This is a genomic window from Aquabacterium sp. G14, from assembly GCF_037482285.1.
Classification (GTDB): domain Bacteria; phylum Pseudomonadota; class Gammaproteobacteria; order Burkholderiales; family Burkholderiaceae_C; genus Aquabacterium.
The window spans coordinates 58,648-84,145 of record NZ_JBBEYB010000006.1; the positions used below are offsets into that span (position 1 = coordinate 58,648).

Sequence of the window (25,498 nt, forward strand, 5' to 3'; positions counted from 1 at the left end):
CGCGCGCGCAAACGTGCCTGCGCACGTTACATATAGAAATATCCCTGAATATCTTTTAATGCCGGCATTGTAGTGAGCTCCCCCTCTCTCGGACTTCACCCTGACGGGGGGGCTTGATGAGGCCCTTGCGCGTCGTCAATCAGGGTCATAGCGAAGTCTCACTGCAAAGCATCGTCAGCCCCCCGATAATGGGGGAATGTTGCCTCAACGCACCCTCAAATCCCTCACCCGCGCCGTGGGCGTGGGTCTCCACAGCGGTCAGCGCGTCGAGTTGACGCTGCGCCCGGCGCCGGTCAACACCGGCATCGTGTTCCGCCGCGTGGACCTGCCCGAGCCGGTGGACATCCCCGTCAACACCGGGGCGGTGTGCGACTGCCGCATGGCCACCACCATCTCGCCCGGTGGCGATCCGGGGCTGGCCAAGGTCAACACCATCGAGCACCTGATGTCGGCATGCGCCGGCCTGGGGCTGGACAACCTGTATGTGGACATCACCGCCGAGGAAGTGCCCATCCTCGATGGCTCGTCGGCCGCGTTTGTGTACCTGCTGCAAAGCGCCGGCATCGAATTGCAAAAGGCGCCCAAGAAGTTCCTGCGCGTGCTCAAGCCTGTCGAGGTGCGCGAAGGTGAAGGCCGTTCGCTGAAGTGGGCGCGCCTGGAGCCGTATCACGGCTACAAGCTGACCTTCGAGATCGACTTCGACCACCCCGCCGTCGATCAGACCGGCCAGCGCGTCGAGTTCGATTTCAGCACCGGCCAGTACAAGCGCGACATCGCCCGCGCCCGCACTTTCGGCTTCACCAAGGACGTGGAAATGATGCGCTCGCGCGGCCTGGGCCTGGGCGCCAGCATGGACAACGCCATCGTGGTGGACGAGCACCGCGTGCTCAACGCCGACGGCCTGCGCTACGACGACGAGTTCGTCAAGCACAAGATCCTCGACGCGATCGGCGACCTGTATGTGGCGGGCTACCCGCTGCTGGCCAGCTACACCGCCTACAAGTCGGGCCACGCGATGAACAACCAGCTGCTGCGCGCGCTGATGGCGCAGCAGGATGCGTGGGAGATCGTCACGTTCGAGGACGAGGCCAAGGCCCCGCGTGGCATGGCCGAACTGGCCCCGGCTTGGTAACGCGCAAGGTTGCCCAGCATGGTTCTGTTTCGTACCCTGGGCATGATCCTGGCCCTGTCCTTCCTGCTAAACATGGCCGTGTTCACGGTCACCGGTCAACCACGCTGGCGGCAGTGGGCCATGCTGTCCTTGCGCTGGGGCGTGGTGCTGGGTCTGTGTTTCATCGGCCTGATCGTGCTGCGCCGCGCCGCGGTGTTCATTTGAGGCAGATCAAGTCTGCACAGCTTCACCACGGGATAGTCCCCTCCCCCCTGAATCAAGGGGCGCACTAGCATCTGCGACCTGAAGCTTCGGCTACCCGCTGAGGCACTTCAGGAGCAAGCATGAGCTACCGCGCGCTGTACGAGCGTTCCATCCACGAACGCGACGCTTACTGGGCCGAACAGGCCTCCCGCATCCACTGGCACCGTCCGTTCGACACGGTCTGCGACCACAGCCAACCGCCCTTCGCGAAATGGTTTGTGGGTGGCTTGACCAATCTGTGTCACAACGCGGTCGACCGCCATGTGCACGACCGGGCCGACCAGGCTGCCCTGGTCTTCGTGTCCACCGAGACCAACACCGAAGAGACGATCAGCTACGGCCAGTTGCTGGTCGAGGTCGAACGCATGGCCGCCATCCTGCACGGCCTGGGCGTCGGCAAGGGGGACCGGGTGCTGATCTACATGCCCATGATCCCGCAGGCCGTGATCGCCATGCTGGCCACGGTGCGCCTGGGCGCCATCCACTCGGTGGTGTTCGGCGGCTTTGCCAGCCACGCCCTGGCCAGCCGCATCGACGACGCCCGGCCCACCGTCATCGTGAGCGCCGATGCCGGTTCGCGCGGTGGCAAGGTCATCCCTTACAAGCCGCTGCTGGACGAGGCCCTGCGCCAGAGCACCCACCACGTGCCCCATGTGCTGCTGGTCGACCGCAAGCTGGCCCCGGCCGATATGCAAACCCCGCGCGACGTGGACTACTGGGACGCCCGCAGCAGCGTGATGGACGCCATCGTGCCCTGCGAGTGGGTCGAAGCCACTCACCCCAGCTACACGCTCTATACCAGCGGCACCACCGGCAAGCCCAAGGGCGTGCAGCGCGACACCGGCGGCTACGCCGTGGCGCTGGCGGCCTCCATGGAGCAGGTGTACTGCGGCAAGCCGGGCAAGACCTTCTTTTGCGCCAGCGACATCGGCTGGGTCGTGGGCCACAGCTACATCGTCTACGGCCCGCTGCTCACCGGCATGACGACGATCATCTACGAAGGCCTGCCGATCCGTCCGGACGCAGCCATCTGGTGGTCGCTGGTCGAGAAGTACAAGGTCAATGTGATGTTCTCGGCGCCCACCGCCATCCGCGTGCTCAAGAAGCAGGACCCGGACTGCCTCAAGCGCCACGACCTGTCCAGCCTCAAGCAGCTGTTCCTGGCCGGTGAGCCGCTGGATGAGCCGACCGCCGCCTGGATTGGCGATGCCATCGGCAAGCCCATCATCGACAACTACTGGCAGACCGAAACCGGCTGGCCCATCCTGAGTCTGGCGCGCGGCGTGGACCCGACGCTGACACCGCGCCTGGGCTCGCCGGGGTTCCCGATGCCGGGTTACCAGGTCAAGCTGCTCGACGACCAGACCGGTGAAGAGCTGACCGGCGCCAACCAGAAGGGCGTGCTGACCATCGAAGGGCCCTTGCCCCCCGGCTGTCTGCAGACCGTGTGGGGCGATGACCAGCGCTTTGTGAGCACCTACTGGTCCACCTTCCCGCACAAGCAGGTGTACAACACCTTCGACTGGGGCATCCGCGATGCGGACGGCTACTACTTCATCCTGGGCCGCACCGACGACGTGATCAACGTGGCCGGCCACCGCCTGGGCACCCGCGAGATCGAGGAGTCCATCAGCAGCCACCCCGGTGTCGCCGAGGTGGCGGTGGTGGGCGTGGCCGACCAGCTCAAGGGTCAGGTGGCCAAGGCCTTCGTGGTGCCCCGCGATGCCAGCCGCGTGAGCGACGACGCCGGCCGCCAGCAGCTCGAATCCGAGATCATGCACACAGTGGACCAGCAACTGGGTGCCGTGGCGCGTCCAGCGCGCGTGCACTTTGTCAACGTGCTGCCCAAGACCCGCTCGGGCAAGCTGCTGCGCCGCGCCATCCAGGCGGTGTGCGAGGGCCGCGAAACCGGCGACCTGAGCACCATCGAAGACCCGACCGCCCTGCAGCAGTTGCAGGAAGCGGCACAACGCTGACGTTGAGCGTGTCCCGAGCGCCCGTGCAAGGTCCTCGGGATGGTCAAGCGCAGGCCCTTGTCGCACAATGCGGGTTTTGACGCCCTGAATTGCCCGACCATGAAAAAGACGCCTGCGCTCACCGACGCCGAGATCAACGAAATCGACGAGCTGCTGGCCGCTGTGCCCGCACCCTTTGAAACCGTGGATGCCGTGATCCTGGACGGCTACCTGGCCGGTGTGCTGGTGCAGCCCGTGCTGCTTCAGCCGGAAGACTGGCTGCCGCCGATCTTCGGCACCGAGGGCATGCCCGAGCCCGGCATTGAAGGCTGGAGCGAAGCGCAACACGACCGCCTGGTCAGCCTGATCACTCGCCGCAAGGACGAGATCCTGCGCGGCATCCTGGAAGACGGCTGGTTCGACCCCATCGTGCCGATGATCGAAGACGACGACGGCAAGCCGGTCGAAGGCAAGGACGCGCTGGAAGGCATCGGCTACTGGGCCGCCGGCTTCGAGTGGGCGCTGGCCAACTTCCCGCAGCTGGAAGAGGCCGCGCTGTCGGGCGTGCCCGACCTGCTGGACTCGATCTGGCGCCACCTGCCCGAACAGGATGAAGCCCAGCAGGCCCTGACCAAAGCCCTGGACGAAGAGCACCCGCTCAAGAACCTGGACGAGGCCATCGAAGCCCTGGTGTTCGACGTGGTGGACCTGGCCCAGATCGGCCTGGCCGAAAGCCACAAGGTCGAGACCGTGATCCGCGAGCACCCCAAGCTCGGCCGCAACGACCCCTGCCACTGCGGCAGCGGCAAGAAGTACAAGAACTGCCACGGGGCCAACTGATTGCACGCGGATGGTCGCTTGACGATCCAGGTGCTGTCTGACCTGCACCTGGAGACCGAAGACTTCACGCCCCTGCCTGCCCCCGGCGCCGACTTGCTGGTGCTGGCCGGCGATGTGGACAGTAGCTGGCAGGGTCTGTCGCGCTTTGCGAACTGGCCCGTGCCGGTGCTGTTCGTGCCCGGCAACCACGAGTTCGACGGTCGTGACGTGGACGCCGCGCTGGCCGGTTTGCGTGAGCGCGCCCGCGAACTGGGCATCACCCTGCTGGAGCGCGAAACTGCTTTCGTCACCGCCCCCGATGGCCGGGTGATCCGCTTTCTCGGCACCACCCGCTGGTCGGATTTCGACCTGTTCGGTGAAGACCAGCGGCCCCGCGCCATGCGGGCGGCGAGCTATTTCGTCAAGGTGATGCGGGCCACGAGGGGCGGTGAGCCCTTCGGCCCCGAAGCCGTGCGCACCGAGGCCCTGCGCTGCCGGCAATGGCTGGCCGACACCCTGGCCATGGTGCCCACGGCCGAACAGCCCTGGAACGCCACCGTGGTCATCACCCACTTCGGCCCCAGCCTGCTCAGCGCCGACCCGCGCTACGGCCGCCAACCCGGCACCGCGAGCTTTTGCAATGCCGACGATGACCTGATGCCCGGCGCCGCCTTGTGGATCCACGGCCACTTGCACTGCCGACACGACTACCTGGTCCCGCACGAGCGTGGCGTCACGCGCGTGGTCAGCAACGCACGCGGTCACGGTCACAAAAACGAATCAGACGGCTACGATGGCAGATGTTGCGTTCGGGTCTAGGATCTAGACTGAACGCTGTGCTGGCATGACCAGTTTTTTCTACAGACACAACCGAGGAACATCCATGAAGATCCTGCTCCCCGTGGACGGCAGCTCCTACACCAAGCGCATGCTCGCCTGGCTGACCACGCACGACGAGTGGCTGACGGGCCAGCATGAGTTCACCGTGCTGACGGTGGTGCCGCAGATCCCGCCGCATGCCGCGGCCATGTTCCCTGCTGACCAGCTCAAGTCCTACTACGAGGACACGGCCGAGGCCATCTTCAAGCCCATCCGCAAGTTCACGGCCAAGCACAACCTGGCCACGTCCTACCAGGGCAAGATCGGCCACGCCCCCGACGTCATCGCCAAGATGGCCGAAAAGGGCAAGTACGACCTGATCATCATGGGCTCTCACGGCCACAGCAACTTCATGAACCTGGTGGCCGGTTCGGTGGCGACCAAGGTCATGGCCGCCTGCAAGACCCCGGTGTTGCTGGTGCGCTGAACACGCGCCCGGTTGGGTGGCTCAGGCCACCACACTGCGGTGGCGACCGGCCGACTTGGCCTCGTACAAGGCCTCGTCGGCACGTTGCACCGTCTGGTCGGTGTGTTCCCCCGCGCGGTGCGAGGTGATGCCGGCTGAAAACGCGATGCGCAACGCTGGCGCCTCGTCGCTCACGGCCAAGACCGACAGCGTCTCACGCAAGCGCTCCACCAGCAGCGCTGCCCCATCGGCCGAGGTCTCCGGCATGACGATGAGGAACTCCTCGCCCCCCCAGCGCGCCACGATGTCGGCATCGCGTGTGACCTGACGTGCCTGCTGCGCAAAGGTCTGCAGCACCCGGTCCCCCAGGGCGTGGCCATACTGGTCGTTGACCTGCTTGAAGTGATCGAGGTCGATCAAGGCCATCGCCAAGGGACGCCCGTTGCGCTCCTTCAGGTGCACATGGTGGTCGATCAACTCCTGCGCGTAGCGACGGTTGTAGAGGCCGGTCAGGCTGTCGCGGTTGGCCAGTTCCTGGATGCGCTCCAAGGCGTCTTCGAGTTCACGCTTGCGACTGCGCAGGCGCCGACGCATCTCACCGAACTGGGCGCCCAGCAAGGCGGCCATGAATTGCAGGATCAGCAGAACCAGGAAGTGCACCGCCTCGACTTCGGGCGGGAAGTTCATCGGATCCCGCACACTCATCCAGAGCATGCCGCCCCCCATGGTGAGCAAGGCGTACAGGCTCATCGCCCACTGACGCTCACGCGAGAGGCTGAACGTGCCAAAAGAAGTCACGGCCACACTCAAGCCGATGAGGGCGCCGCGGAACTCGTGCAGCAGCACGTAGGCCACCACGGCCATGGTCTGCCCCACCAGCATCTGTGTCATCGTCATGGCCGGATCACGGAAACTGCGCGTCCAGCCCCAGCGCACCATGGCGTAGCTGATGAGGCCGGCCGTCAGCGCCGCAGCCTGAAACACCCGCGCCGGACCCAGTTCGGCCACGCCAATCGACACCGCCACCTCGGCGATCAGCACCCCGATCAGATAGCCGGAGGCCGCCAGCAAGGTCCGCAGCACATAACCCCGTTGCCGGGCTTCGCGCCCCAACAGCAGATCCATCACGAAACGCAATTCACTCTCCTGAGCAGAAACCCATTATCCCAACGCCCCTGACGCCACGCTGTCGCCAACATATTTGTCCCCCGACAGGTCGTGACTTTCTGGCGTCTCTAGAATGTTTGCGCGCTCATGCCGCGGTATCTCCCTGCGGCAGACCCTTAGAAGGTGACCCATGTCCGATATCCGCATCCGAGGCGCCCGCCAGCACAACCTCAAGAACCTCGACCTCGACATCCACACGGGTGAACTGACGGTTGTGACGGGGCCCAGCGGCTCGGGCAAGTCCTCGCTGGTGTTCGACACGCTGTATGCGGAAGGCCAGCGCCGCTATGTCGAGACCTTCAGCGCCTACGCCCGCCAGTTCCTCGACCGCATGGACCGCCCCGCCGTGGACCGCGTGGAGGGCGTGCCCCCGGCCATAGCCATCGACCAGAGCAACCCGGTGCGCACCTCGCGCTCGACCGTGGGGACGATGACCGAGCTGAACGACCACCTCAAGCTGCTGTTCGCGCGGGGGGCGCAGTTGTTCGACCAGGACACCGGCCAGCTGGTGCGCGAAGACACGCCCCAGTCGGTGTTTGCCGAGCTGCTGCGACGCTGTGCGGCCACGCCGGGTGGACGCCGCGTGGTGGTCACTTTTGGGGCGGTGCTGCCGGCCCACACCACGCCCGCGCAGATGGAGGAATGGCTGTCGGTCAGCGGCTTTTCGCGCATCCAGGCGCAGCGCGTGGTGAAGGCACGTGACCTGCCCTCGGCCGCGTTGACCAGTGCGCAGGTGGCGGCCTCGCTGGACGAGGAAGGCGCAGCGGCCAAGAAGAAGCCTGCGGCGAAGAAAGCCAGCAAGAAGGCGAAGGATGCCGCCAGCACGGAGCTGGAGGACGACGAGCGTCTGGTGCTCGACGTGGTGGCCGACCGCTTCCGCATCGGCGCCGACCCGAGCGGGGCCGATCTGGACCGCCCCCGCGTGATCGAAGCACTGGAAGTGGCTTTCAAGCGTGGCAGCGGCCACATCACGGTCTACGCCCTGCCCGAATCGGGCGACGAGACCGAGCCCGAGCTGTGGCGCTTCTCCGCCGGCCTGCACTGCCCGGACAGCCACCGCCGCTACAGCGCGCCCACACCGGGCATGTTCTCCTTCAATTCGGCGGCCGGCGCCTGCCCGACCTGCCGCGGCTTTGGCCGCGTCATCGGCGTGGACTGGGGCCTCGTCATCCCCGACGCCAAGAAGACATTGCGCGGCGGTGCCATCAAGACCATCCAGACCCCGGCCTGGGCCGAGTGCCAGGAAGAGCTGATCAAGTACGCGGGCGAAGCCGGGGTACCGCGCGACCTGGCCTGGTCGCAGATGACGCCCGAGCACAAGGCCTGGGTGCTCGACGGTGACCCGAACTGGAAGGGCCAGTGGCAGAAGCAGTGGTACGGCATCAAACGCTTCTTCGAGTACCTGGAGAGCAAGGCCTACAAGATGCACATCCGCGTGCTTTTGTCAAAATACCGCAGCTACACGCCCTGCCCCACCTGCGAGGGCGCGCGCCTGCAGACCGAGTCGCTGCTGTGGCGCCTGGGTTCACGCGAAGACGCCGATGCGGTGCTGGCCCCGGCCAAGCGCTTCAAGCCCCACGGTGCGGCCTTGCCCCGCGACGTGCTCGAAGCCTTGCCTGGCCTGAACCTACACGATGTGATGCTGTTGCCGATCTCGCAATTGCAGCGCTTTTTCTCGTTTGTCACGCTGGCCCATCAGGAAGACGCCGAGGCCCTGCAGTTGCTGCTCGACGAAATCCGCACCCGCCTGAAGTACCTGGTGGACGTGGGCCTGGGCTACCTCACGCTGGACCGCCAAAGCCGCACCCTGTCGGGCGGCGAGGTGCAGCGCATCAACCTGACGACCGCGCTGGGCACCTCGCTGGTCAACACCCTGTTCGTGCTGGACGAGCCCTCCATCGGCCTGCACCCACGCGACATGGATCGCATCAACGTGGCCATGCAGCGCCTGGTCGATGCTGGCAACACGCTCGTCGTGGTCGAACACGATCCGGCCGTGATGCTGGCCGCCGACCGCGTCATCGACATGGGCCCCGGCCCCGGCCATCAGGGCGGTCGCATCGTCTTCGATGGCTCACCCGATGAGCTCAAGCAGGCCGAGACGCTGACCGGCGCCTACCTGGGCGCGCGCCGCACCATCGGCCTGGGCCTGCGCCGCCCGGTGGCCGAGAACACGCCGCGCCTGATCCTGCAAGGCGCGCGACAGCACAACCTGAAGAACCTGAACATCGAGTTCCCGCTGCAACGTCTGGTGGGCGTGACCGGTGTGAGCGGATCGGGCAAGTCCACCTTGATCCAGGACATCCTGCACCCCGCCCTGCTGCGCCACTTCGGCCTGGCCACCGACTCGCCCGGCGAGCACGACGAACTGCTGGGCGCCGACTGGCTGAGCGCGGTCAACTTCGTCGACCAGTCGCCGATTGGCAAGACGGCCCGCTCCAACCCGGCCAGCTATGTGGGCGCGTTCGACGCGATGCGCACGCTGTTTGCCGTGACACCGCTGGCGCGCGAGCGCAAGTACACCGCCGGTACCTTCAGCTTCAACGCGGGCACGGGCCGCTGCGCGACCTGCGGCGGCTCCGGGTTTGAGCACGTCGAGATGCAGTTCCTGTCGGACGTTTACCTGCGCTGCCCGGACTGCGATGGCACCCGCTTCCGCGCCGAGGTGCGCGAGGTCACCATCGAGCGACTCAACAAGAAGCTCAGCATTTCCGACGTGCTGGAGTTGACCGTGGCCGAAGCCGTGCGCCTGTTCGCGCAAGACGTGGACGTGGTGCGCGCGCTGCAACCGCTGGCCGATGTGGGCCTGGACTATGTGAAGCTGGGCCAGCCGGTGCCGACGCTGTCGGGTGGCGAGGCGCAGCGTTTGAAGCTGGCCGGCCATCTGGTCGAGACCGCGCAGCAGGCCAGCAAGTCGCGCCAGAAGCTCGCCCGCAAGGGCACGCTCTTCATGTTCGACGAGCCGACCACTGGCCTGCACTTCGACGACATCGCCAAGCTGATGCGTGCCTTTGCCAAGCTGCTGGACGCGGGCCACTCCATCATCCTGATCGAGCACAACCTCGACGTGATCCGGGCGTGCGACTGGCTGATCGAGTTGGGCCCCGAGGGGGGCGACGCAGGTGGCCAGCTGGTGGCCTACGGCCCGCCGGAGCAGCTGCGCCTGGGTCAGACCCACACGGCCATCGCCTTGCGCGAATACGAACAGGCCTTGGGCCTGGAGGTGCCGGCCCTGCCCGCCTCGGCAGACCGCGGGGAAGCTGCCAACGCCGCCCAGGTCTTGCAGGTGGCCGAGAAAGCCCCGGCCTACCACCTGGGTCGCGACACCACCGAAGACGGCCCTTCGCTGCAGGCCCTCATCAAGGCCCGCCGCGACGAGCGCCGCGCCCGTGCCGCCAGCGCGCCCGGCCACGACAGCATCGAGGTCGTCAACGCGCACGAGAACAACCTCCAGGGCCTGAGCGTGCACATCCCGCGCGGCAAGTTCAACGTCATCACGGGCGTATCGGGCTCGGGCAAGTCCACGTTGGCGTTCGACATCCTGTTCGCCGAGGGTCAACGCCGTTATCTGGAATCGCTCAACGCCTACGCACGCTCACTGGTGCAGCCGGCCGGCCGCCCCGAGGTGGACGCGGTCTATGGCATCCCGCCAACCGTCGCCATCGAGCAGCGCCTGTCGCGCGGCGGCCGCAAGTCCACCGTGGGCACCACCACCGAGGTGCACCACTTCCTGCGCCTGCTGTTCGTGAAGCTGGGCACTCAGCACTGCACCACCTGCGTCGACGAAGACGGCCACCCCATCCCGGTCCTGCCGCAAACGCCCGAGGCCATCGCGGCCCAATGGGTGCGCGACTACCGCGGCCAGCACATCGGACTGATGGCGCCGCTGGTCGTCAACCGCAAGGGCCTCTACACCGAGCTGGCCAAGTGGGCGTCGAGCAAGGGCTTCGACCACCTGCGCGTGGATGGCGAGTTCCTGCCCACGGCAGGCTGGGGCACGGCCAAGGGCCCCAAGCTCGACCGCTACCGCGAGCACACCATCGAGCTGCCGGTGGGCGACGTCGTGGTCACGCCCGAGAACGAGCCACGCCTGCGCGAGCTGCTGGCCCAGGCGCTGGAGCACGGCAAGGGTGTGGTCCACCTCATCACCGGGCTGGAAGGCCTGGCCGAGGCGCTGGCCACCGGCAAGTCCACACTGCGCATGGGCCGCGTCAAGGTGTTCTCCACCGAACGCGCCTGCCCCAGCTGCGGCACCAGCTACCCCGAGCTGGACCCGCGCCTGTTCAGCTACAACAGCAAGCACGGCTGGTGCCCCGACTGCGTGGGCACGGGGCTGGCCCTGACGCGCGAACAGCGCAAGGTGATGGACGACTCGCAGCCCGACGACAAGAAGGGTCGCGAGTCCGGCCGCGAGCAGACCTTTGCCGAACCCGATGTGGAAGACGTGACCGACGCCGAATGCGGCACCTGCCACAGCGCGCGCCTCAACCCCGTCGCTTTGGCCGTGCAGCTGCGCGGCCAGTCGATTGCCGAGCTGTCGGCGCTGGCCGTCAAGGACGCACGCAAGTGGGCCGACAAGCTCAAGCTCGATGGGCGCGAAGCGACGATCGCCCGCGACATCGTCAGCGAGATCAAGTCACGCCTGGCCTTCATGGAGCAGGTCGGCCTGGGCTACCTCAGCCTGGACCGCGCCGCGCCCACGCTGTCGGGCGGCGAGGCCCAGCGCATCCGGCTGGCCGCGCAACTCGGCAGCAACCTGCAAGGCGTCTGCTATGTGCTCGACGAGCCCACCATCGGCCTGCACCCGCGCGACAACCAGCTGCTGCTCGACGCGTTGCACACCCTGGGCGCCGAGGGCAACACCCTGGTCGTGGTCGAGCACGATGAAGACACCATCCGCCGCGCCGAACACGTCATCGACATCGGCCCCGGCGCCGGCGTGCGCGGCGGCACGGTGGTCGCGCAGGGCAGCGTGCAAGACATCATGGATGCGCCCGACTCGGTCACCGGACGCTGTCTGCGTGCCCCCATGCAACACCCCTTGCGGGTCGATGCCGAGGGCCAGGCCATCGGTCGCCGCACCGTGGACGCCAGCACACCGCACTTGCAACTGAAAGGCGCCCGCCTGCACAACCTGCAAGGCGTGGACGTGCAGGTGCCGCTGCAACGCCTGGTTGCGGTCACCGGTGTGTCGGGCTCCGGCAAGTCCACGCTGGCGCGCGATGTGCTGCTGGCCAACGTGCACGCGGCCGTCAGCATCCCCTTCAAGGAGCGCGGGACCTCGCTGCCGCAATGGACCGGATGCGATGGCCTTGAAGGCTGGGGCGCGGTGGACCGCGTGCTCGAAGTGGACCAGACGCCGATTGGCAAGACCCCCCGCTCCTGCCCGGCCACCTACATCGGCTTCTGGGACACCATCCGCAAGCTGTTTGCCGACACGCTCGAAGCGCGCGCCCGCGGCTGGGCAGCGGGCCGCTTCAGCTTCAACACCGGCGAAGGCCGCTGCCCGGCTTGCGAGGGTCAAGGCATCCGCACCATCGAGATGGCTTTCCTGCCCGATGTGAAAGTGCACTGCGACACCTGCAACGGCATGCGCTTCAACCCCGAAACGCTGGCCGCCACCTGGCGCGGCAAGCACATCGGCGACGTGCTGAAAATGGAGGTGGACGAGGCCGTCGAGTTCTTCGCCTCCATGCCCTCCATCGCGCACCCGCTCAAGCTGCTGCAGGACGTGGGCCTGGGCTACCTCACTTTGGGTCAGCCCTCACCCACATTGTCCGGCGGTGAAGCCCAGCGCATCAAGCTGGTGACCGAGCTCAGCAAGGTGCGCGACGACATCACGCGTCGTGGCCAGAAGGCACCGCACACCCTGTATGTGCTCGACGAGCCCACCGTGGGCCTGCACCTGGCCGATGTGGAAAAGCTCATCCGCGTGCTGCACCGCCTGGTCGACGGCGGCCACAGCGTCATCGTCATCGAGCACGATCTGGATGTGATCGCCGAAGCCGACTGGGTGATCGACATGGGGCCGGAAGGCGGCACCGGGGGCGGCAAGGTCGCCGCCGCAGGCTCACCCGATGAGATCGTCAAGCGCAAGACCCACACGGGGATGGCGCTCAAGGGGGTGTTGCACCGCCCACGCTCGCAATGAGTGTGTGGGCGATGGCACGCTGCATGGCCATCGCCCACCCTGAGCATGCGGCAGATCAGTCGTCGAACTCGACCTCCGTGGCCAGCAGTGTGCGCCCATCCGCCTCCAGCGTCGCGCTGACTTCGACTTTGGCATTGAGCGCCAACTGCGCGAGGCCACCGTCCTCGAAGCGCGTGCTGTCGTTGTACTTCACCTTCACTCCGCGCAACTCAAAGGTCTTCTGAACGGTGTCCAGTGCGGTGATGCGCCCCTGGACTTCGAAGCCCTCATCACCGTCCAGACGCTGCTCGCGCTCCACCTTGCTCGCGGTCAACACGCCGTCATGGAGTCGGCCCTCCACCTCGACCAGGCTGCCCTGGGCCAAGCCGACCGGCAAGGTCACGCTGGCGGTGTCCACCCGCACCCCATTGACCACCAAGCCCGTGATCTGTGCGCCCTGGTACATCACCTCACTGACCCCCCCCTCCAACTCGGCCTTCAGCGACTGTCCGGCCACCAGACTGGTGGGCGCACGCAATCGGGTGAGCACCCACGCGCCGCCCTGCTGACCCGTGGCCAAACGCACGTCGACCACCTGCCCCTCGGCCAAGGCTGGCTGTGTGGCCAGCGACGCGTAAGACAAGGTCGCACCGCCGATGTTGAACGTTCGGTTGACCGGGTCCAGCGCCGTCACCGTCCCACGCAGCTTGTAATCGTCCGTGTCGTCTTCGAGATCGATGCGGGTGGCCGTCAGCACCCCATCCTGCCCCACATGCCCATAGACCTCAAGCCGCTGCCCCACGGCCAGACTCGTTCGGCCATTCACCAGGTCATCGTCGAAGAACGTCGCCGGGGTGAGGCGCACAGACTGCCCCAGCACCGTGAGCATGTCGCCCGCGATGGCCGTCAACGGTCCCTCCACTTCGCTGCGTGTGCGCACCGCCGAGGCCTTGGCCGTCGGCAAGCCGGTGGGTGATGCCGTGGGTGCCGAGGCCAGCACCTCGACCACCATGCCCAGCTTGAGCGCCTCGCTCGCCAAGGTGGCGCCCTCATCGCTGCTCACGCGCGCCTGTGTCTCGTCATAGCGCACCCCATTGACAATGATCGATCCAAAGCCCTCGATGCTGCCTTGTGCAAAGTTTGAAGGCGTGGCCGCGTTGGCGTCACCGCCGCCCCCACCACCACAAGCGGCCAGTGCCGCCAGTGACACCGCAGCCAGCCCCCAAGCACCCGATTTGGACCAAGACTGAAAACAAGACATGAACGTATCCTGCAAAAAGTGAAGATGCACGCATTGTCAAAAACGCATCCTGAATCCAGGCTGAACCACTCGTTCATGGACGGTTTAAGGACGCTGCGATAAGCTTTCGCGCATGAACCGCCTCCTTGCCTGCCTGCTGCCCCTCGTGTGCGCAACGGCCCTGGCCGCCACCAGTCAGGACGAGATCCGGCGTGCCGTGCAGGCCGGTCAGGTCAAACCGCTCAGCGACATCCTCCACCTCGTACAGCAACGCACCCCCGGACGGGTGCTGGACGTCGAACTGGAGCAAGGCCCTCAAGGCCAGCGCTGGTATGAGATCAAGCTGCTGACCCCGCAACAGCAGCGCATCGAGTTGTACGTTGATGCGGTCACCGGTCGCGAGATCAAGAAGCCAGAGCACAGCACGGGCCGCCTCCTGCCCATGGCCCAGGTCTTGCGGCAGGTTCAGTCCCAACACAGCGGCCTGATCGTCAAAGCAGACCTCGAAGAAGAGCGCGGCGAGCGGCCGGTGTACGAGATCGAGTTGCTGAGCACCGATGGCCGCGACATCGCCTTGCGCATCGACGCCATCACGGGTCAGGTGCTGCGCAAGGGCCGCTTTGACCCTGCCCTGCAGGCCACCTTCGTGGCCTTGCCGCCCCTGCTGGAGGCCTTGGCCCAACGCTTTCAGGCCCACATCAGCGAAGTGGAACTCAAGCGGGGCGGTCAACCCCCATGGCTGTACGAAGTCGAGATGCGACTGCCCAACGGTCGCACCCAGGAAGTCTGGGTGGATGCCCAGACCGGCCGCACCCTGCAGCCCCACGAGATCCGCTGATGCGCGTCCTGATTGTGGAAGACGACGAAGTGCTGGCCCGCGCCCTGCGACAGGCGCTGCAGCACGCCGGGATGGTGCCCGACGTCTGTCATGACGGCCATCAGGCCCAGGTGCTGGGCTGTGTCGAGCGCTACGACGCCGCTGTGCTGGACTTGGGGCTGCCGGGCCAGGATGGCCTCTCCACCTTGCGCCACTGGCGCGAGCAAGGCCAGCACTTCTCGGTGCTCGTCCTCACCGCACGCTCACGCTGGAGCGACAAGCTCGATGCCTTCCAGGCCGGTGCGGACGACTACCTCACCAAGCCCTTCCTCGAAGACGAGGTCGTCACCCGACTGCGGGTGCTGCATCGCCGCCACCAGGGACGTGCCACCCCCATCGTCACCGTGGGCCCCTTGCGATACGACACCATCGCCGACCGCTTCCAGCTCGATGAACGCCACCTGACCCTCACGGCCCAGGAGCAGCGCATCCTCGCGCACCTCATCCAGCGTGCGGGCCAGGTCGTCAGCCGCGCCGACATCGCCGAGCACGTCTACGCGCGCGACCTGGACCCGGACTCCAACACCCTGGACGTCCTGATTGGCCGCATCCGCCGCAAGCTGAGCCCCCACACGCTGATCCACACCGAGCGCGGACGAGGTTATCGCCTGGCCCTGAAAGAGGACCCTGATGCGCTGGCATGAACCCTGGCGCCTGTCGACCCGACTGATCGCCTTGAGCCTGTTCGCGGCATGGCTGTGCACCAGCGTGGGTGGATGGGTCATGCGCACCCAGTTGCACGAGGTCGTGCTGCGCAGTGGTGAGCGGGGCCTGCAGGACCACACCGAGCGCCTGCTGGCCGAGTTGCAAACCAGCGGCACCAGCGCCCTGCGCAATGGGGCCCTCGATCAGGGCGCCTTTGGCCAGATCTTCTCCGGCTGGTACTGGGTGGTCCAGCAAGGGGAGCAGACCTGGCGCTCGCGCTCCCTGTGGGATGACACACTGAACCTGAACCGCGCGCAGCCCCTGCCCCAGCGCGTGGGCCTGTCCCGCCTGACCGATCCGCGCAGCGAGCCTATCCTTGGCCAGCGAACCGACCTCACCCTGGACGGACAAGCGGCACGCCTGTACGTGTTCGTGCCCCTGCAGGAAATCGAATCCGAATGGCGCCGCATCGACCAGATCCTGCTGCTCACCCAAGGCGGCTTCCTGCTCGCCGTCATCGGCTGGACCATCGCACAGGTCCAACTGGGTCTTGCCCCCCTGCGTCGCCTGCAGCAGGCCCTTCAGGCGGTCCACGCAGGGCGCAGCGACACCCTGAGCGGCGACTACGGCCCCGACCTGGCCCCCATCGCCCAGTCCATGAACGACGTGCTGCATCGCAACGCCCAGGTGGTCGCACGGGCGCGCCACCAAGCGGCCGACCTCAGCCACGCGCTCAAGAAGCCCCTGGCGCAGTTGAGCCTGCAGGCTCAGGCCGAACACGTGCCCGGCCCGCTGCTGCGCGAGCAAGTTCAGACCATGTCCGACAGCATTGACCGGCACCTGGCCCGCTTCGCCAGTGGGGCCGGGAGCAAGCAGGCGATCGATGTCGTCCCCGTGCTCCAGCGCGTGCTCACTTTGATGCGGCAGATCCATGGCGAGCGTGCCTTGCAGTGGGAGGCCACACTGCCCCCCACCTTGCGGTGGCAAGGCGCCTCATCCGATCTGGAAGAGATGGCCGGCAACCTGCTGGACAACGCAGGCAAATGGGCACACAGCCGGGTCCATCTCCAACTCCATCCACAAGACAAGGGCTGGACCTTGTGCGTGGCCGACGATGGACCGGGCCTCAGTCCCACTCAGCAAGAGACTTCGATCCAGCGGGGCCGCCGCTTTGACGAACAGGTGCCCGGACACGGTCTGGGACTGGCCATCGTGCAAGACATCGCCGAGACCTACGGGGGCGCCCTGCGCTTGCAGGCCAGCCCGCAAGGCGGCCTGGCCGCCTATCTGAGCCTGCCTTGAATCAGCCCTGGTCCGCCGTGTAGAAGCAGCAGGTCCCACGCCCCTGCTCCTTGGCACGGTACATGGCCTCGTCGGCCCCCTTCACCAAGGCGCTCACATCCTGAGCCTCGGAGGGGAACATGCAAATACCCACGCTGGCCCCGATCTGCAACACCTCACCGTGCACATGGAAAGGTGTCTGCATCCGTTCCACGATGTGACGGGCCACACAGGCTGCGTCCTCGGGGCCGTGCACGTCTCCCAGGATGACGGTGAACTCGTCCCCGCCCCGACGCGACACCGTATCGCTCTCCCGCACGCAGCCCACCAGGCGCTTCGCCACTTTCTTGAGCAGCAAATCGCCCATCTCGTGTCCGTGCCGGTCGTTGACCAGCTTGAAGCGGTCCAGATCGACAAACAGCACCGCCATCTGCTGGCCGTGGCGACGTGCCCGCGCCATCTCCATGCGCAGACGGTCTTCGAACAGCAAGCGATTGGGCAACTGCGTCAGGCCATCGTGATAGGCCAGTTCGGTCAGATGGGCTTCGGTGCGGCGTTGCTCGGTCACGTCCTGCACGGTTTCCACGAACAGGCGACGCCCATGCAGAAAGGCGGGATGCCGCTCGGCCACCACCGGAAAGGTGCTCCCGTCCAGACGCACGCCCACGGGCTCACCCTCTCGCTGCTGGATCAACTGGTCTAGCGGCAAGCCCAGCAACGCTCCGGGGTCTCGCCCAAACAGGCGCTCGGCCATGCGGTTGCTCTTGACGATGGTCGTGCCATCCTCGTCCAGCACGAGCACACAGGCCGCCACCTTGTGGATCACCTCGTCGAGCAGGTCCTGCTGTTCGTGCGCATGGCGAATGCGTCGCTGGTAGACCGCAAACACGCCTGCAAAGTTGAGCAAGGCCAGCATGAAGGTGATGCCCTGGTACCAGCGAATGCGGCTGGCTTCCCGGCGGGTCAACACCTCCAACTCGGTGGTGAGCTCGTTCATCAGCGAGAGCAAAGCCAGGTTGTGCGTCTTGGCGTAGGCCACCACCGGCGGCAGCACGACCGGCAACTGCGCTGGGGAAGACGTCAACACGGCTCGACTCAGCTCGCGATAGGGTGTCCAGATCTCGATGGCTTGCGCCACCAGACGACGGGTGTCGGGGTCGGCCACCGGCTCCAGCCTGACCCGCTCGCCCTGCCCGCCCTCCGTGTCTCGCCCAGCCCAAAATCCCTGCAAGGTCTGGTCGAACAGCTCCGTGGTCAGCGCCAGCTCCTGCATGGGGCCAGCCAGGCTCTCACCCGCCCGATGCGCATCCTCCATCTGCAAAAGCACCTTGGCCATGCGCTGCGACAGCATGCGCTGGCGCCCGGCCAGGTTGATGCCCACTGCCTCGCGCTCGATCTTCACCGAGAGCCACACGTTCAAACCCAAGGCGGCAAAGTCGAACAGCAGAAACAACACCACCGCCACCTTCAGGGCGCTGGACCGGCTGGAGAGCTTCGACAAGAACATGGGGAACATGTGCGGCAGCGATGGTGACATTGTCGCCCACAGCGGCCGTGAATGTGTCAGCGTTCAGCACATTCTGTACAGGCTGCACACGGTGCCTCAGCGTACGCGCAGCATCGCCAGCACACCCCCTCGGCGCACAACCCGCCAGCCCAGCAACAACGCCAGGATCACGGCATAGACCATGACCTCGCTCACGTCGTTCTTGGCGTCCTTCTTCAGGTAGAAGTGCAGCAAACCGAGCAGAGAAACGGCATAGACCAGTTTGTGCAGCAATTGCCACTTTCGGCCGCCCAGGGCACGGATGGCGGCATTGAAGGAGGTGATCGCCAGCGGCAACATCACCAGGAAGGTCAGCATGCCAACGAGGATGAAATTGCGCTTGAACACGTCGGCCACGATGTCATCGAGCACCCAGCCCTTGTCCAGCCAGGCGTACGACAGCAGGTGCAGCACAGCGTACACAAAGGCCGTCACGCCCAGCGTACGCCGGTAGCGCAACAGCGCCGGCAAAGCGGCCATCTCACGCAAAGGCGTCACCAACAGGGTCAGCCACAGCCAGCGCAAAGCCCACTCCCCCGTTTCCTGAATGAGCGTCTGCGCGGGGTTCGCACCCAGACCATCCGTCAAAGCGCCCACCAGCAAAGCCAGCGCCGGCACCGCACACACCACCCACAACACCGGCTTGCCCCAGGGCTTGAGCAACCATTGGTTCGCCATCGACAAGGCCATCAGTAGAACTTCCTCAAATCCATGCCCGCGTACAACTGCGCCACCTGGGCGCCATAGCCATTGAACATCAAGGTGGGCTTGCGCGGTGCAAACAGCCCCCCTTCCCCGATTCTGCGCTCCGTGGCTTGACTCCAGCGTGGGTGGTCCACCGTCGGGTTCACATTCGAGTAGTAGCCGTACTCACGCGGGTTGGCCAGCATCCAGCTCGACGGGCGGGGCTTCTCAGTCAGACGGATGGTCACAATCGACTTCGCGCTCTTGAACCCATACTTCCAGGGCACAACCAGACGCAGCGGCGCACCGTTCTGCGGCGGCAGCACCTCGCCATACAGGCCAAAGGCCATCAGCGTCAGCGGGTGCATGGCCTCGTCAATGCGCAAGCCCTCCACATACGGCCAGTCCAGCACGCTGCTGCGCACGCCGGGCATCTGCTGCGCATCCGCCAAGCTGATGAACTCGACGAATTTGGCCCGGCTGGTGGGCTGTGCCCGCTGCAGCAGCGTCGAGAGCGAGTACCCCACCCAGGGGATCACCATGGACCAGCCCTCCACACAGCGCAGACGGTAAATGCGCTCCTCCATCGCGCCCAGCTTGAGCAAATCATCCAAGCCCAGCTTCAAGGGGCGCCCCACCTCCCCCTCGATGCTCAGCGTCCACGGGCGGGTCCTCAAGGTGTGAGCGTACTCGGCCGGATCCGACTTGTCGGTGCCGAACTCGTAGAAGTTGTTGTAAGTGGTGATGTGCTCATAGGACGTGAGCTTGTCCACGGCCAACGCCCCCGGCACGCTGCTGCGCACCGCCGGCAAGGCCGCCCGCTTGCCCGGCCGCGTGACCGTGGCCGCACTGACCGGAGCAGAAGTTTGCGCCAAGGCGCCAGACCAAGACGAAGCGGCCAGCCCCCCACTCCCCAGCAAAACGGCATCGCGCAGCCATTGCCGTCGGGTGGCATACAGCGCACGCGGCGTGATCTCGCTGGGAACGGGGTGCACCTGCCCGCTGTCAGGGTGTGCCGCGTGTTGAGAAGTCAGGATCAAAGGCATGGCCGAACTCCACCGGGAATGAAGGCTGCACCTTACACCTCGCGCCCAGCGGGCGCAGGCTCACTGAAATTTGGTCAACTCGCCAGCAGGGCCTCGGATTTGCATCAGCCGACCGGCCAAGCGGGCCTGCACCGTCGCGGGCAAGGGCGCAAAGCCCGTCCCACGGGTCAGCTCATCCCCGTGCATGAAGCACCAGTACACGAAGCGCGCGGTCCAGTCCGCCTCGCCCATCTTCGTCGGGCGCGCGTCCAGCAAGACAAAACTCGTCGAAGTGATGGGCCAGGCGTCAGGCCGTGGGCGATTGAGCAAGCTGGCCGTGTCATCGGCCTTGCGGTACACGTCCGAGGCCAGGATGGCCGCTCGGAAACCTGCCTCCGAAGCGCTCAGGATCTGGCCCTTGCGGTTGCGCAAGCGCGCGCCCACCAACTTGTCCTTCACAACGCGGTCGTACGACACATACGTGAAGCCGCCCGGCGTGGCCTTGACGAGCGCCGACACGCCATCGTTGCCCTTGGCCTGCAGGGTGGCCGCCGGCCAAGCGGGCTTCTGGCTGATGGGCACGGCCTTGGCAAAGGCAGGCGAGGAATCAGCCAGATAACGGACCCACACCTCGGTGGACCCCGATTTGTCCTCACGCACCACCCGCACCACAGGCAAGGCCGGCAAAGACAAGCCTGGGTTCAACTCGGCGATGCGCGCGTCATTCCAGCGCGTGATGACGCCACGGGTCATGTCTGCCAGCACCTCACCGCTGAGTACCAACTCGTTGGGCCGCACCCCGGGCAGGTTCACCACCGGGACGAAGCCGCCCACCAGCAGGGGGATTTGCACCAGCTTGTGCTCGGTCAGTTGTGCCGCACTCAAAGGGTTGTCAGTGCCACCGAAGTGAACCGTGCGGGCCTTGGCCTGTCGAATGCCATCGCCCGAACCCGTGCCCTGGTATTGAAGGGCCACGCCACGGTTCTCCTGCATGAACTGTGCAGTCCAGCGGTCATAAACCCGAGAAGGGAAGGTCGCACCCGCCCCCTTGATCACCACATCCGCCTGCGCCGGCATCACCCAGGCGCACAGCGCCAACACACCGCCCAACCACCACTGCGCGCCCCAGGCGCGGCACCGCTGCATTGCCATGTACATCCATGTCCGATTCATCCGGGCGGAATGTACAAGGGCAATGCGTCAGCCGTGTGACGACCGACCGATCACGCTGCCTTCTTGGCGGCGGCTTTCTTCGCTGCAGTCTTCTTGGCAGCCGGCGCCTTGGCGGCACGCGGTTCGAACTCGAAGCCCACCTTGCCGGTCTTGGCATCCCAGCTCAGGAAGGCCTTGAACTTGCGTCGCGTCTTGTTGGACACGAAGCTCTCCAGCAGGTCGGTCTTGCCCGTGGTCAGCAGCTTGGTGATCTGCTCCGGCGTCACCGGCTGCTGCAAGATGATCTTGCCGCTCTTGAAGTCGCAGGTGGGCGTGCCGGTGGTGCGCTCGCACACATAGTTGGCGCCGTGCTCGTACACATGGCCGCCGCACTTGGGGCAAGCGCCCAGACTGGTCTGCGCGCTGAAGTCCACGGCCTCACCGGAGCCCTCGTCCTTCTTCGCGTCCTCGCCGAAGTCGAACTCCATCTTCCAGTTGGCCGACTCTTCGTCGCGCACCATGCGCAACTCGGCCGTGAACGGCCAGCCGGCCTTCGAGCGGAAGCCCTCCAGCGGCCCGATCTTGTGGTCGCGCAGCAGTTGCTCCACCTCGTGCAGCTCGAAGCTGCGGCCAGCCGGGATCTTGGTCATGCTGAAGCCGCAACCGGTGGTGCCCTCGGCATCGCCACCTCCCTTGCCCGTGCAGGTGAAGCGACGGTAGTTTTCCTTGACCACGCCGCCGCAGTTCGGGCAGGGCGTGCTCAGCGTCGCGTAGTCGCCCGGGATGGTGTCACGGTCGTATTCCTTGGCCTTTTGCACCACGCGCTGGGTCATGGCCTCGATCTCGGCCATGAAGGCCTCGCGGCTCAGGCGGCCCTTTTCCATCTCGGCCAGCTTGAATTCCCAGTTGCCGGTCAGCTCGGGCTTGGTCAGGTCTTCCACGCCCAGGCCGCGCAGCAGCGTCATCAGCTGGAAAGCCTTGGCCGTGGGGATCATCTCGCGGCCTTCGCGGAACAGGTACTTCTCGGTGATCAGGCCTTCGATGATGGCAGCGCGGGTCGCTGGCGTGCCCAGGCCCTTCTCGGTCATCGCCGCCTTCAGCTCCTCGTCGTCGATCAGCTTGCCGGCGCCTTCCATGGCGCTCAGCAGCGTCGCTTCGGTGTAGCGGGCGGGCGGCTTGGTCTTGAGCGCATTGACGACCACGTCCTCGTTGCGCACAGCCTCGCCAGGCTGCACGGCGACCAGGTTGGTGTCGTCGCCCTCTTCAGCCGCCTCCTTGCCATACACGGCCATCCAGCCCGGCTTGACCAGCACCTTGCCGTTGGTCTGGAAGTGATGCACCTTGCCCGCGGCCGGCACCTTGGTGATGCGGGTTGTGACCATGAACTCGGCCGCCGGGTAGAACACCGCGATGAAGCGCTTGACCACCATGTCGTACAGCTTGGCCTCGGCCTCGGTGAGGCTGCGCGGCGCCTGCATCGTCGGGATGATGGCAAAGTGATCCGACACTTTCGCGTTGTCGAAGACGCGCTTGTTGGGCTTCACATAGCCATCGTTGACAGCCTTGCGGGCGTGCATGGCCAGTTCGCGCAGCGGGCCCGGCAGATCCTCGTTGGCGATCATGTCCATGGTGTCCTTCACCACGCCCAGGTAGTCCTCGGGCAGCGCACGCGAATCGGTACGCGGGTAGGTCAGCGCCTTGTGCTTTTCATACAGCGCCTGGGCCAGCGACAGCGTGGTCTTGGCGCTGAAACCGAAGCGCGAGTTGGCCTCACGCTGCAGCGTCGTCAGGTCGTACAGCAAGGGGCTGGACTGGCTGCTGGGCTTGGCCTCTTCCGTCACCGTGCCGGCCTGACCACGCACCGCATCGGCAATCGCCTGCGCCTCGGCCGCCGACCAGACGCGGTCGGCCTTCAGCTCGGCCTCTTGCGAGCCCTCTGCCGCGTTCTTGGCCTTCTTGAACTCCGGGTCAAACCACTTGCCGTCGTAGCTGCCCGCGGCCACATCAAAGCTGCCGCGAATTTCCCAGTAATCGCGGTACACGTGCTTGCGGATCTTTTCTTCGCGCTCGACCACGATGGACAGCGTCGGGGTCTGCACCCGGCCCACGGTGGTCAGGAAAAAGCCGCCGTCGCGAGAGTTGAACGCCGTCATCGCCCGCGTGCCATTGATGCCCACCAACCAGTCGGCCTCGGAGCGGCAACGCGCGGCACTGGCCAGCGGCAGCATCTGCTCATCGGTGCGCAGCGACTCGAAGCCCTCACGGATGGCCGCTGGCGTCATACTCTGCAGCCACAGGCGCTTGACTTCCTTGCCCAGGCCCTTGGCCCGCGTCGTGGCCGTGCTGTCCTGCGCGTACTGCGCAATCAGGCGGAAGATCAGCTCCCCTTCGCGCCCCGCGTCACATGCGTTGATCAGGGTGGTGACGTCCTTGCGCTTGATCAGCTTGACCAGGGCATTGAGGCGCCCCTTGCTCTTGTCGATCGGATTCAGATCGAAGTGCGGCGGGATCACCGGCAGGTTCGCAAAGCTCCACTTGCCGCGCTTGACGTCGAACTCTTCGGGCGCCTTGATCTCGACCAGATGGCCGACGGCGGAGCTGACCACATAGTGCTCGCTCTCAAAGTATTCATCGTGCTTCTCGAACTTGCCATCCACCGGCGTCAGCGCGCGCACGATGTCTTGGGCAACCGAAGGTTTTTCTGCAATGACCAGGGCTTTGCTCATGGGCGTGTTTATATATGCAAACCGTTCATACAATCGGGTTTCTCGCGCGCACGCACGCGCGCACCCGCACATTTCAATATAAACACACTGGTCGATGACGCAAGCCGCGCACAAACCCACGCCTGCCGCCCGTACCGCCGCCCACAGCGACACGGCCTCTGCCACCGGCCGCCGCACCCAGGTGCGCGACTCGGGCATCCACGGCAAGGGCGTTTATGCCGTGCGGCCCATCAAGGCGGGTGAACGCGTGCTCGAATACAAGGGCGAAATCATCACCTGGGAAGAGGCGCTCGACCGCCACCCCCACGACCCCGAGCAGCCCAACCACACTTTCTACTTCCACCTCGACGACGGCCACGTCATCGACGGCAAGTACCAGGGCAACTCGGCCAAGTGGATCAACCACAGCTGCGAGCCCAATTTGGAAGCCGACCAGATCGGCAACCGCGTGTTCCTCAACGCCCTGCGCGACATCGAGCCCGGCGAGGAGCTCTTCTTCGACTATGGCCTCGTCATCGACGCACGCCTGACCGCCAAGCTCAAGAAGGAATACGCCTGCTGGTGTGGCGCCCCCACCTGTCGCGGCACCATGCTGGCGGTCAAGACCCGCAAGCGCCGCTGAAGCAACGCGCCCCTTTTGCCCACGGCACCCGACCATGTCTGCCCTGCCTCCTGCGTCCAGCCCTGAGATCACCGGTCGCACGCCCATGCAGGACGCGCTGACCCCGGTGCTGGCCGAGCTGAACGGCGCCGCCGAACGCATCTGGCTGGTCAGCAACGCCACCTGCCCCGACCTGAGCATCGAGGTGCTGCCCGAGCTCGGCTCAACCAACACCGAGCTGATGGCGAGAGGCCGCCGGGGCGAGACCGCGCCCACCCTGCTCGCGGCCGCACGCCAGACCGCTGGCCGTGGCCGTCTGGGGCGCACCTGGCAGGCCGAACCGGGTGACACCCTGACCTTCTCCTTGGGCCTGCCGCTCGACCTGGGCCGCATCCCTGGTGGTGCCAGCGCGTTGTCGTTGGCCGTGGGCCTCGCGCTGGCCGAGGCGCTCGATGCCGGCCTGATGAAGCCCTTGCCACTGGGCCAGACACACCATGTGGGCCTGAAATGGCCCAATGACCTCTGGCTGTCCGGCCGCAAGCTCGGCGGCATCCTGATCGAAGCCAGCCCCGCCCCTGGCCTGCCGGACGGGCAACGCTGGGTGGTCATCGGCGTGGGGCTCAATGTGCGTCCGGGCTCGGCCCCTGCGGGTTCGGCCAGCCTCGCCGAGGTCGATCCGGCCTCCCCCCCTCGCATCGGTGACGTGTGGGCCTGGATGGCCCCGGCGCTGATCCACGGCGTGCAGACCTTCGCGACCCAGGGCTTTGCGCCCCTGCAAGCTGCCTACGCCCAGCGCGACGTGCTGCGCGGCCAAAGCGTGGGCCTGTGGAGCACCCCCGGCCAGTACCCTGCCGATGGGCACCCACCTACTCAGACGGGTGTGGCACAAGGCGTGAACGCCCAAGGCGCCTTGCTCGTGCATACTGAACAGGGTGTGCAGGCATGGCACAGCGGCGACGTCAGTGTGCGCCCTCACGCCGCCTGACCCTC

19 protein-coding genes are annotated in these 25,498 nt (G+C 66.1%); 12 read left to right on the forward strand and 7 right to left on the reverse strand.

Annotated elements, in window-relative coordinates; translation table 11 throughout:
• The first annotated feature begins 196 nt into the window (after nucleotides 1-196).
• The 6 genes from lpxC to WIT60_RS08440 all read left to right on the forward strand — a co-directional run bounded on the left by lpxC (nucleotide 197) and on the right by WIT60_RS08440 (nucleotide 5,455).
• Nucleotides 197-1,132, forward strand: coding sequence for a UDP-3-O-acyl-N-acetylglucosamine deacetylase (gene lpxC / locus WIT60_RS08415; protein ID WP_339583494.1), 936 nt, complete (start codon nucleotides 197-199; stop codon nucleotides 1,130-1,132).
• 18 nt (nucleotides 1,133-1,150) lie between these two features.
• Nucleotides 1,151-1,336, forward strand: coding sequence for a hypothetical protein (locus WIT60_RS08420; RefSeq protein WP_320363091.1), 186 nt, complete (start codon nucleotides 1,151-1,153; stop codon nucleotides 1,334-1,336).
• 119 nt (nucleotides 1,337-1,455) lie between these two features.
• Nucleotides 1,456-3,351, forward strand: coding sequence for a propionate--CoA ligase (locus tag WIT60_RS08425; RefSeq protein WP_339583495.1), 1,896 nt, complete (start codon nucleotides 1,456-1,458; stop codon nucleotides 3,349-3,351).
• 99 nt (nucleotides 3,352-3,450) lie between these two features.
• A complete protein-coding gene (locus WIT60_RS08430) occupies nucleotides 3,451-4,170 on the forward strand; it encodes a UPF0149 family protein (RefSeq protein WP_339583496.1) in 720 nt (239 codons plus the stop codon).
• Between the two features lie 18 nt (nucleotides 4,171-4,188).
• On the forward strand, nucleotides 4,189-4,968 hold the full coding sequence (locus tag WIT60_RS08435) for a metallophosphoesterase (RefSeq protein WP_339583497.1): 780 nt from the start codon (nucleotides 4,189-4,191) through the stop codon (nucleotides 4,966-4,968).
• Between the two features lie 64 nt (nucleotides 4,969-5,032).
• Nucleotides 5,033-5,455 carry a universal stress protein gene (locus tag WIT60_RS08440; protein WP_339583498.1) on the forward strand — a complete coding sequence of 141 codons (423 nt, stop codon included), beginning with the start codon at nucleotides 5,033-5,035 and terminating at the stop codon, nucleotides 5,453-5,455.
• Between the two features lie 21 nt (nucleotides 5,456-5,476).
• Here the strand turns inward: WIT60_RS08440 and WIT60_RS08445 are convergent, their stop codons facing one another.
• Nucleotides 5,477-6,562: a GGDEF domain-containing protein gene (locus WIT60_RS08445; RefSeq protein WP_339583619.1), complete on the reverse strand. Its 1,086-nt coding sequence runs from the start codon at nucleotides 6,560-6,562 to the stop codon at nucleotides 5,477-5,479.
• Nucleotides 6,563-6,731: 169 nt separating this feature from the next.
• Here WIT60_RS08445 and WIT60_RS08450 point away from each other — a divergent pair, with 169 nt between their 5' ends.
• Nucleotides 6,732-12,752: an excinuclease ABC subunit UvrA gene (locus WIT60_RS08450; RefSeq protein ID WP_339583499.1), complete on the forward strand. Its 6,021-nt coding sequence runs from the start codon at nucleotides 6,732-6,734 to the stop codon at nucleotides 12,750-12,752.
• Nucleotides 12,753-12,807: 55 nt separating this feature from the next.
• On the opposite strand, the gene WIT60_RS08455 is transcribed toward WIT60_RS08450, so the two are convergent.
• Entirely contained in the window at nucleotides 12,808-13,992 is a 1,185-nt protein-coding gene (locus WIT60_RS08455; RefSeq protein WP_339583500.1) for a DUF5666 domain-containing protein, read from the reverse strand.
• 112 nt (nucleotides 13,993-14,104) lie between these two features.
• Between WIT60_RS08455 and WIT60_RS08460 the strand changes: the two genes are divergently transcribed.
• From WIT60_RS08460 to WIT60_RS08470, 3 genes are read left to right on the forward strand one after another with little or no spacing between them, the layout of a single operon-like run.
• Nucleotides 14,105-14,809: a PepSY domain-containing protein gene (locus tag WIT60_RS08460; protein ID WP_339583501.1), complete on the forward strand. Its 705-nt coding sequence runs from the start codon at nucleotides 14,105-14,107 to the stop codon at nucleotides 14,807-14,809.
• Nucleotides 14,809-15,492, forward strand: coding sequence for a response regulator transcription factor (locus tag WIT60_RS08465; RefSeq protein WP_339583502.1), 684 nt, complete (start codon nucleotides 14,809-14,811; stop codon nucleotides 15,490-15,492). The genes WIT60_RS08460 and WIT60_RS08465 overlap by 1 nt, the downstream gene beginning before the upstream one ends.
• The gene (locus WIT60_RS08470; RefSeq protein ID WP_339583503.1) at nucleotides 15,479-16,795 is read left to right on the forward strand and encodes a sensor histidine kinase; all 1,317 of its coding nucleotides are present in this window, start codon (nucleotides 15,479-15,481) and stop codon (nucleotides 16,793-16,795) included. Before WIT60_RS08465 ends, WIT60_RS08470 begins: the two co-directional genes overlap by 14 nt.
• A gap of 1 nt (nucleotide 16,796) precedes the next feature.
• On the opposite strand, the gene WIT60_RS08475 is transcribed toward WIT60_RS08470, so the two are convergent.
• From WIT60_RS08475 to WIT60_RS08495, 5 genes are all read right to left on the reverse strand, one after another.
• Nucleotides 16,797-18,290 (reverse strand): diguanylate cyclase domain-containing protein, encoded by a 1,494-nt coding sequence (locus WIT60_RS08475; RefSeq protein WP_339583504.1) that lies wholly within the window; start codon nucleotides 18,288-18,290, stop codon nucleotides 16,797-16,799.
• Nucleotides 18,291-18,377: 87 nt separating this feature from the next.
• Entirely contained in the window at nucleotides 18,378-19,010 is a 633-nt protein-coding gene (gene msrQ / locus WIT60_RS08480; RefSeq protein WP_339583505.1) for a protein-methionine-sulfoxide reductase heme-binding subunit MsrQ, read from the reverse strand.
• A complete protein-coding gene (msrP, locus tag WIT60_RS08485) occupies nucleotides 19,010-20,050 on the reverse strand; it encodes a protein-methionine-sulfoxide reductase catalytic subunit MsrP (protein WP_339583506.1) in 1,041 nt (346 codons plus the stop codon). Before msrP ends, msrQ begins: the two co-directional genes overlap by 1 nt.
• 60 nt (nucleotides 20,051-20,110) lie before the next feature.
• Nucleotides 20,111-21,181 (reverse strand): phosphate ABC transporter substrate-binding protein PstS, encoded by a 1,071-nt coding sequence (gene pstS, locus WIT60_RS08490; protein WP_339583507.1) that lies wholly within the window; start codon nucleotides 21,179-21,181, stop codon nucleotides 20,111-20,113.
• A 71-nt stretch (nucleotides 21,182-21,252) separates the two neighbouring features.
• On the reverse strand, nucleotides 21,253-23,907 hold the full coding sequence (locus tag WIT60_RS08495) for a DNA topoisomerase III (RefSeq protein ID WP_339583508.1): 2,655 nt from the start codon (nucleotides 23,905-23,907) through the stop codon (nucleotides 21,253-21,255).
• A 94-nt stretch (nucleotides 23,908-24,001) separates the two neighbouring features.
• Here WIT60_RS08495 and WIT60_RS08500 point away from each other — a divergent pair, with 94 nt between their 5' ends.
• Together WIT60_RS08500 and WIT60_RS08505 are read left to right on the forward strand one after the other, a co-directional pair.
• Nucleotides 24,002-24,529: an SET domain-containing protein gene (locus tag WIT60_RS08500; protein WP_339583509.1), complete on the forward strand. Its 528-nt coding sequence runs from the start codon at nucleotides 24,002-24,004 to the stop codon at nucleotides 24,527-24,529.
• An 85-nt stretch (nucleotides 24,530-24,614) separates the two neighbouring features.
• A complete protein-coding gene (locus WIT60_RS08505; protein WP_445207680.1) occupies nucleotides 24,615-25,493 on the forward strand; it encodes a biotin--[acetyl-CoA-carboxylase] ligase in 879 nt (292 codons plus the stop codon).
• Nucleotides 25,494-25,498: the final 5 nt, after the last annotated feature.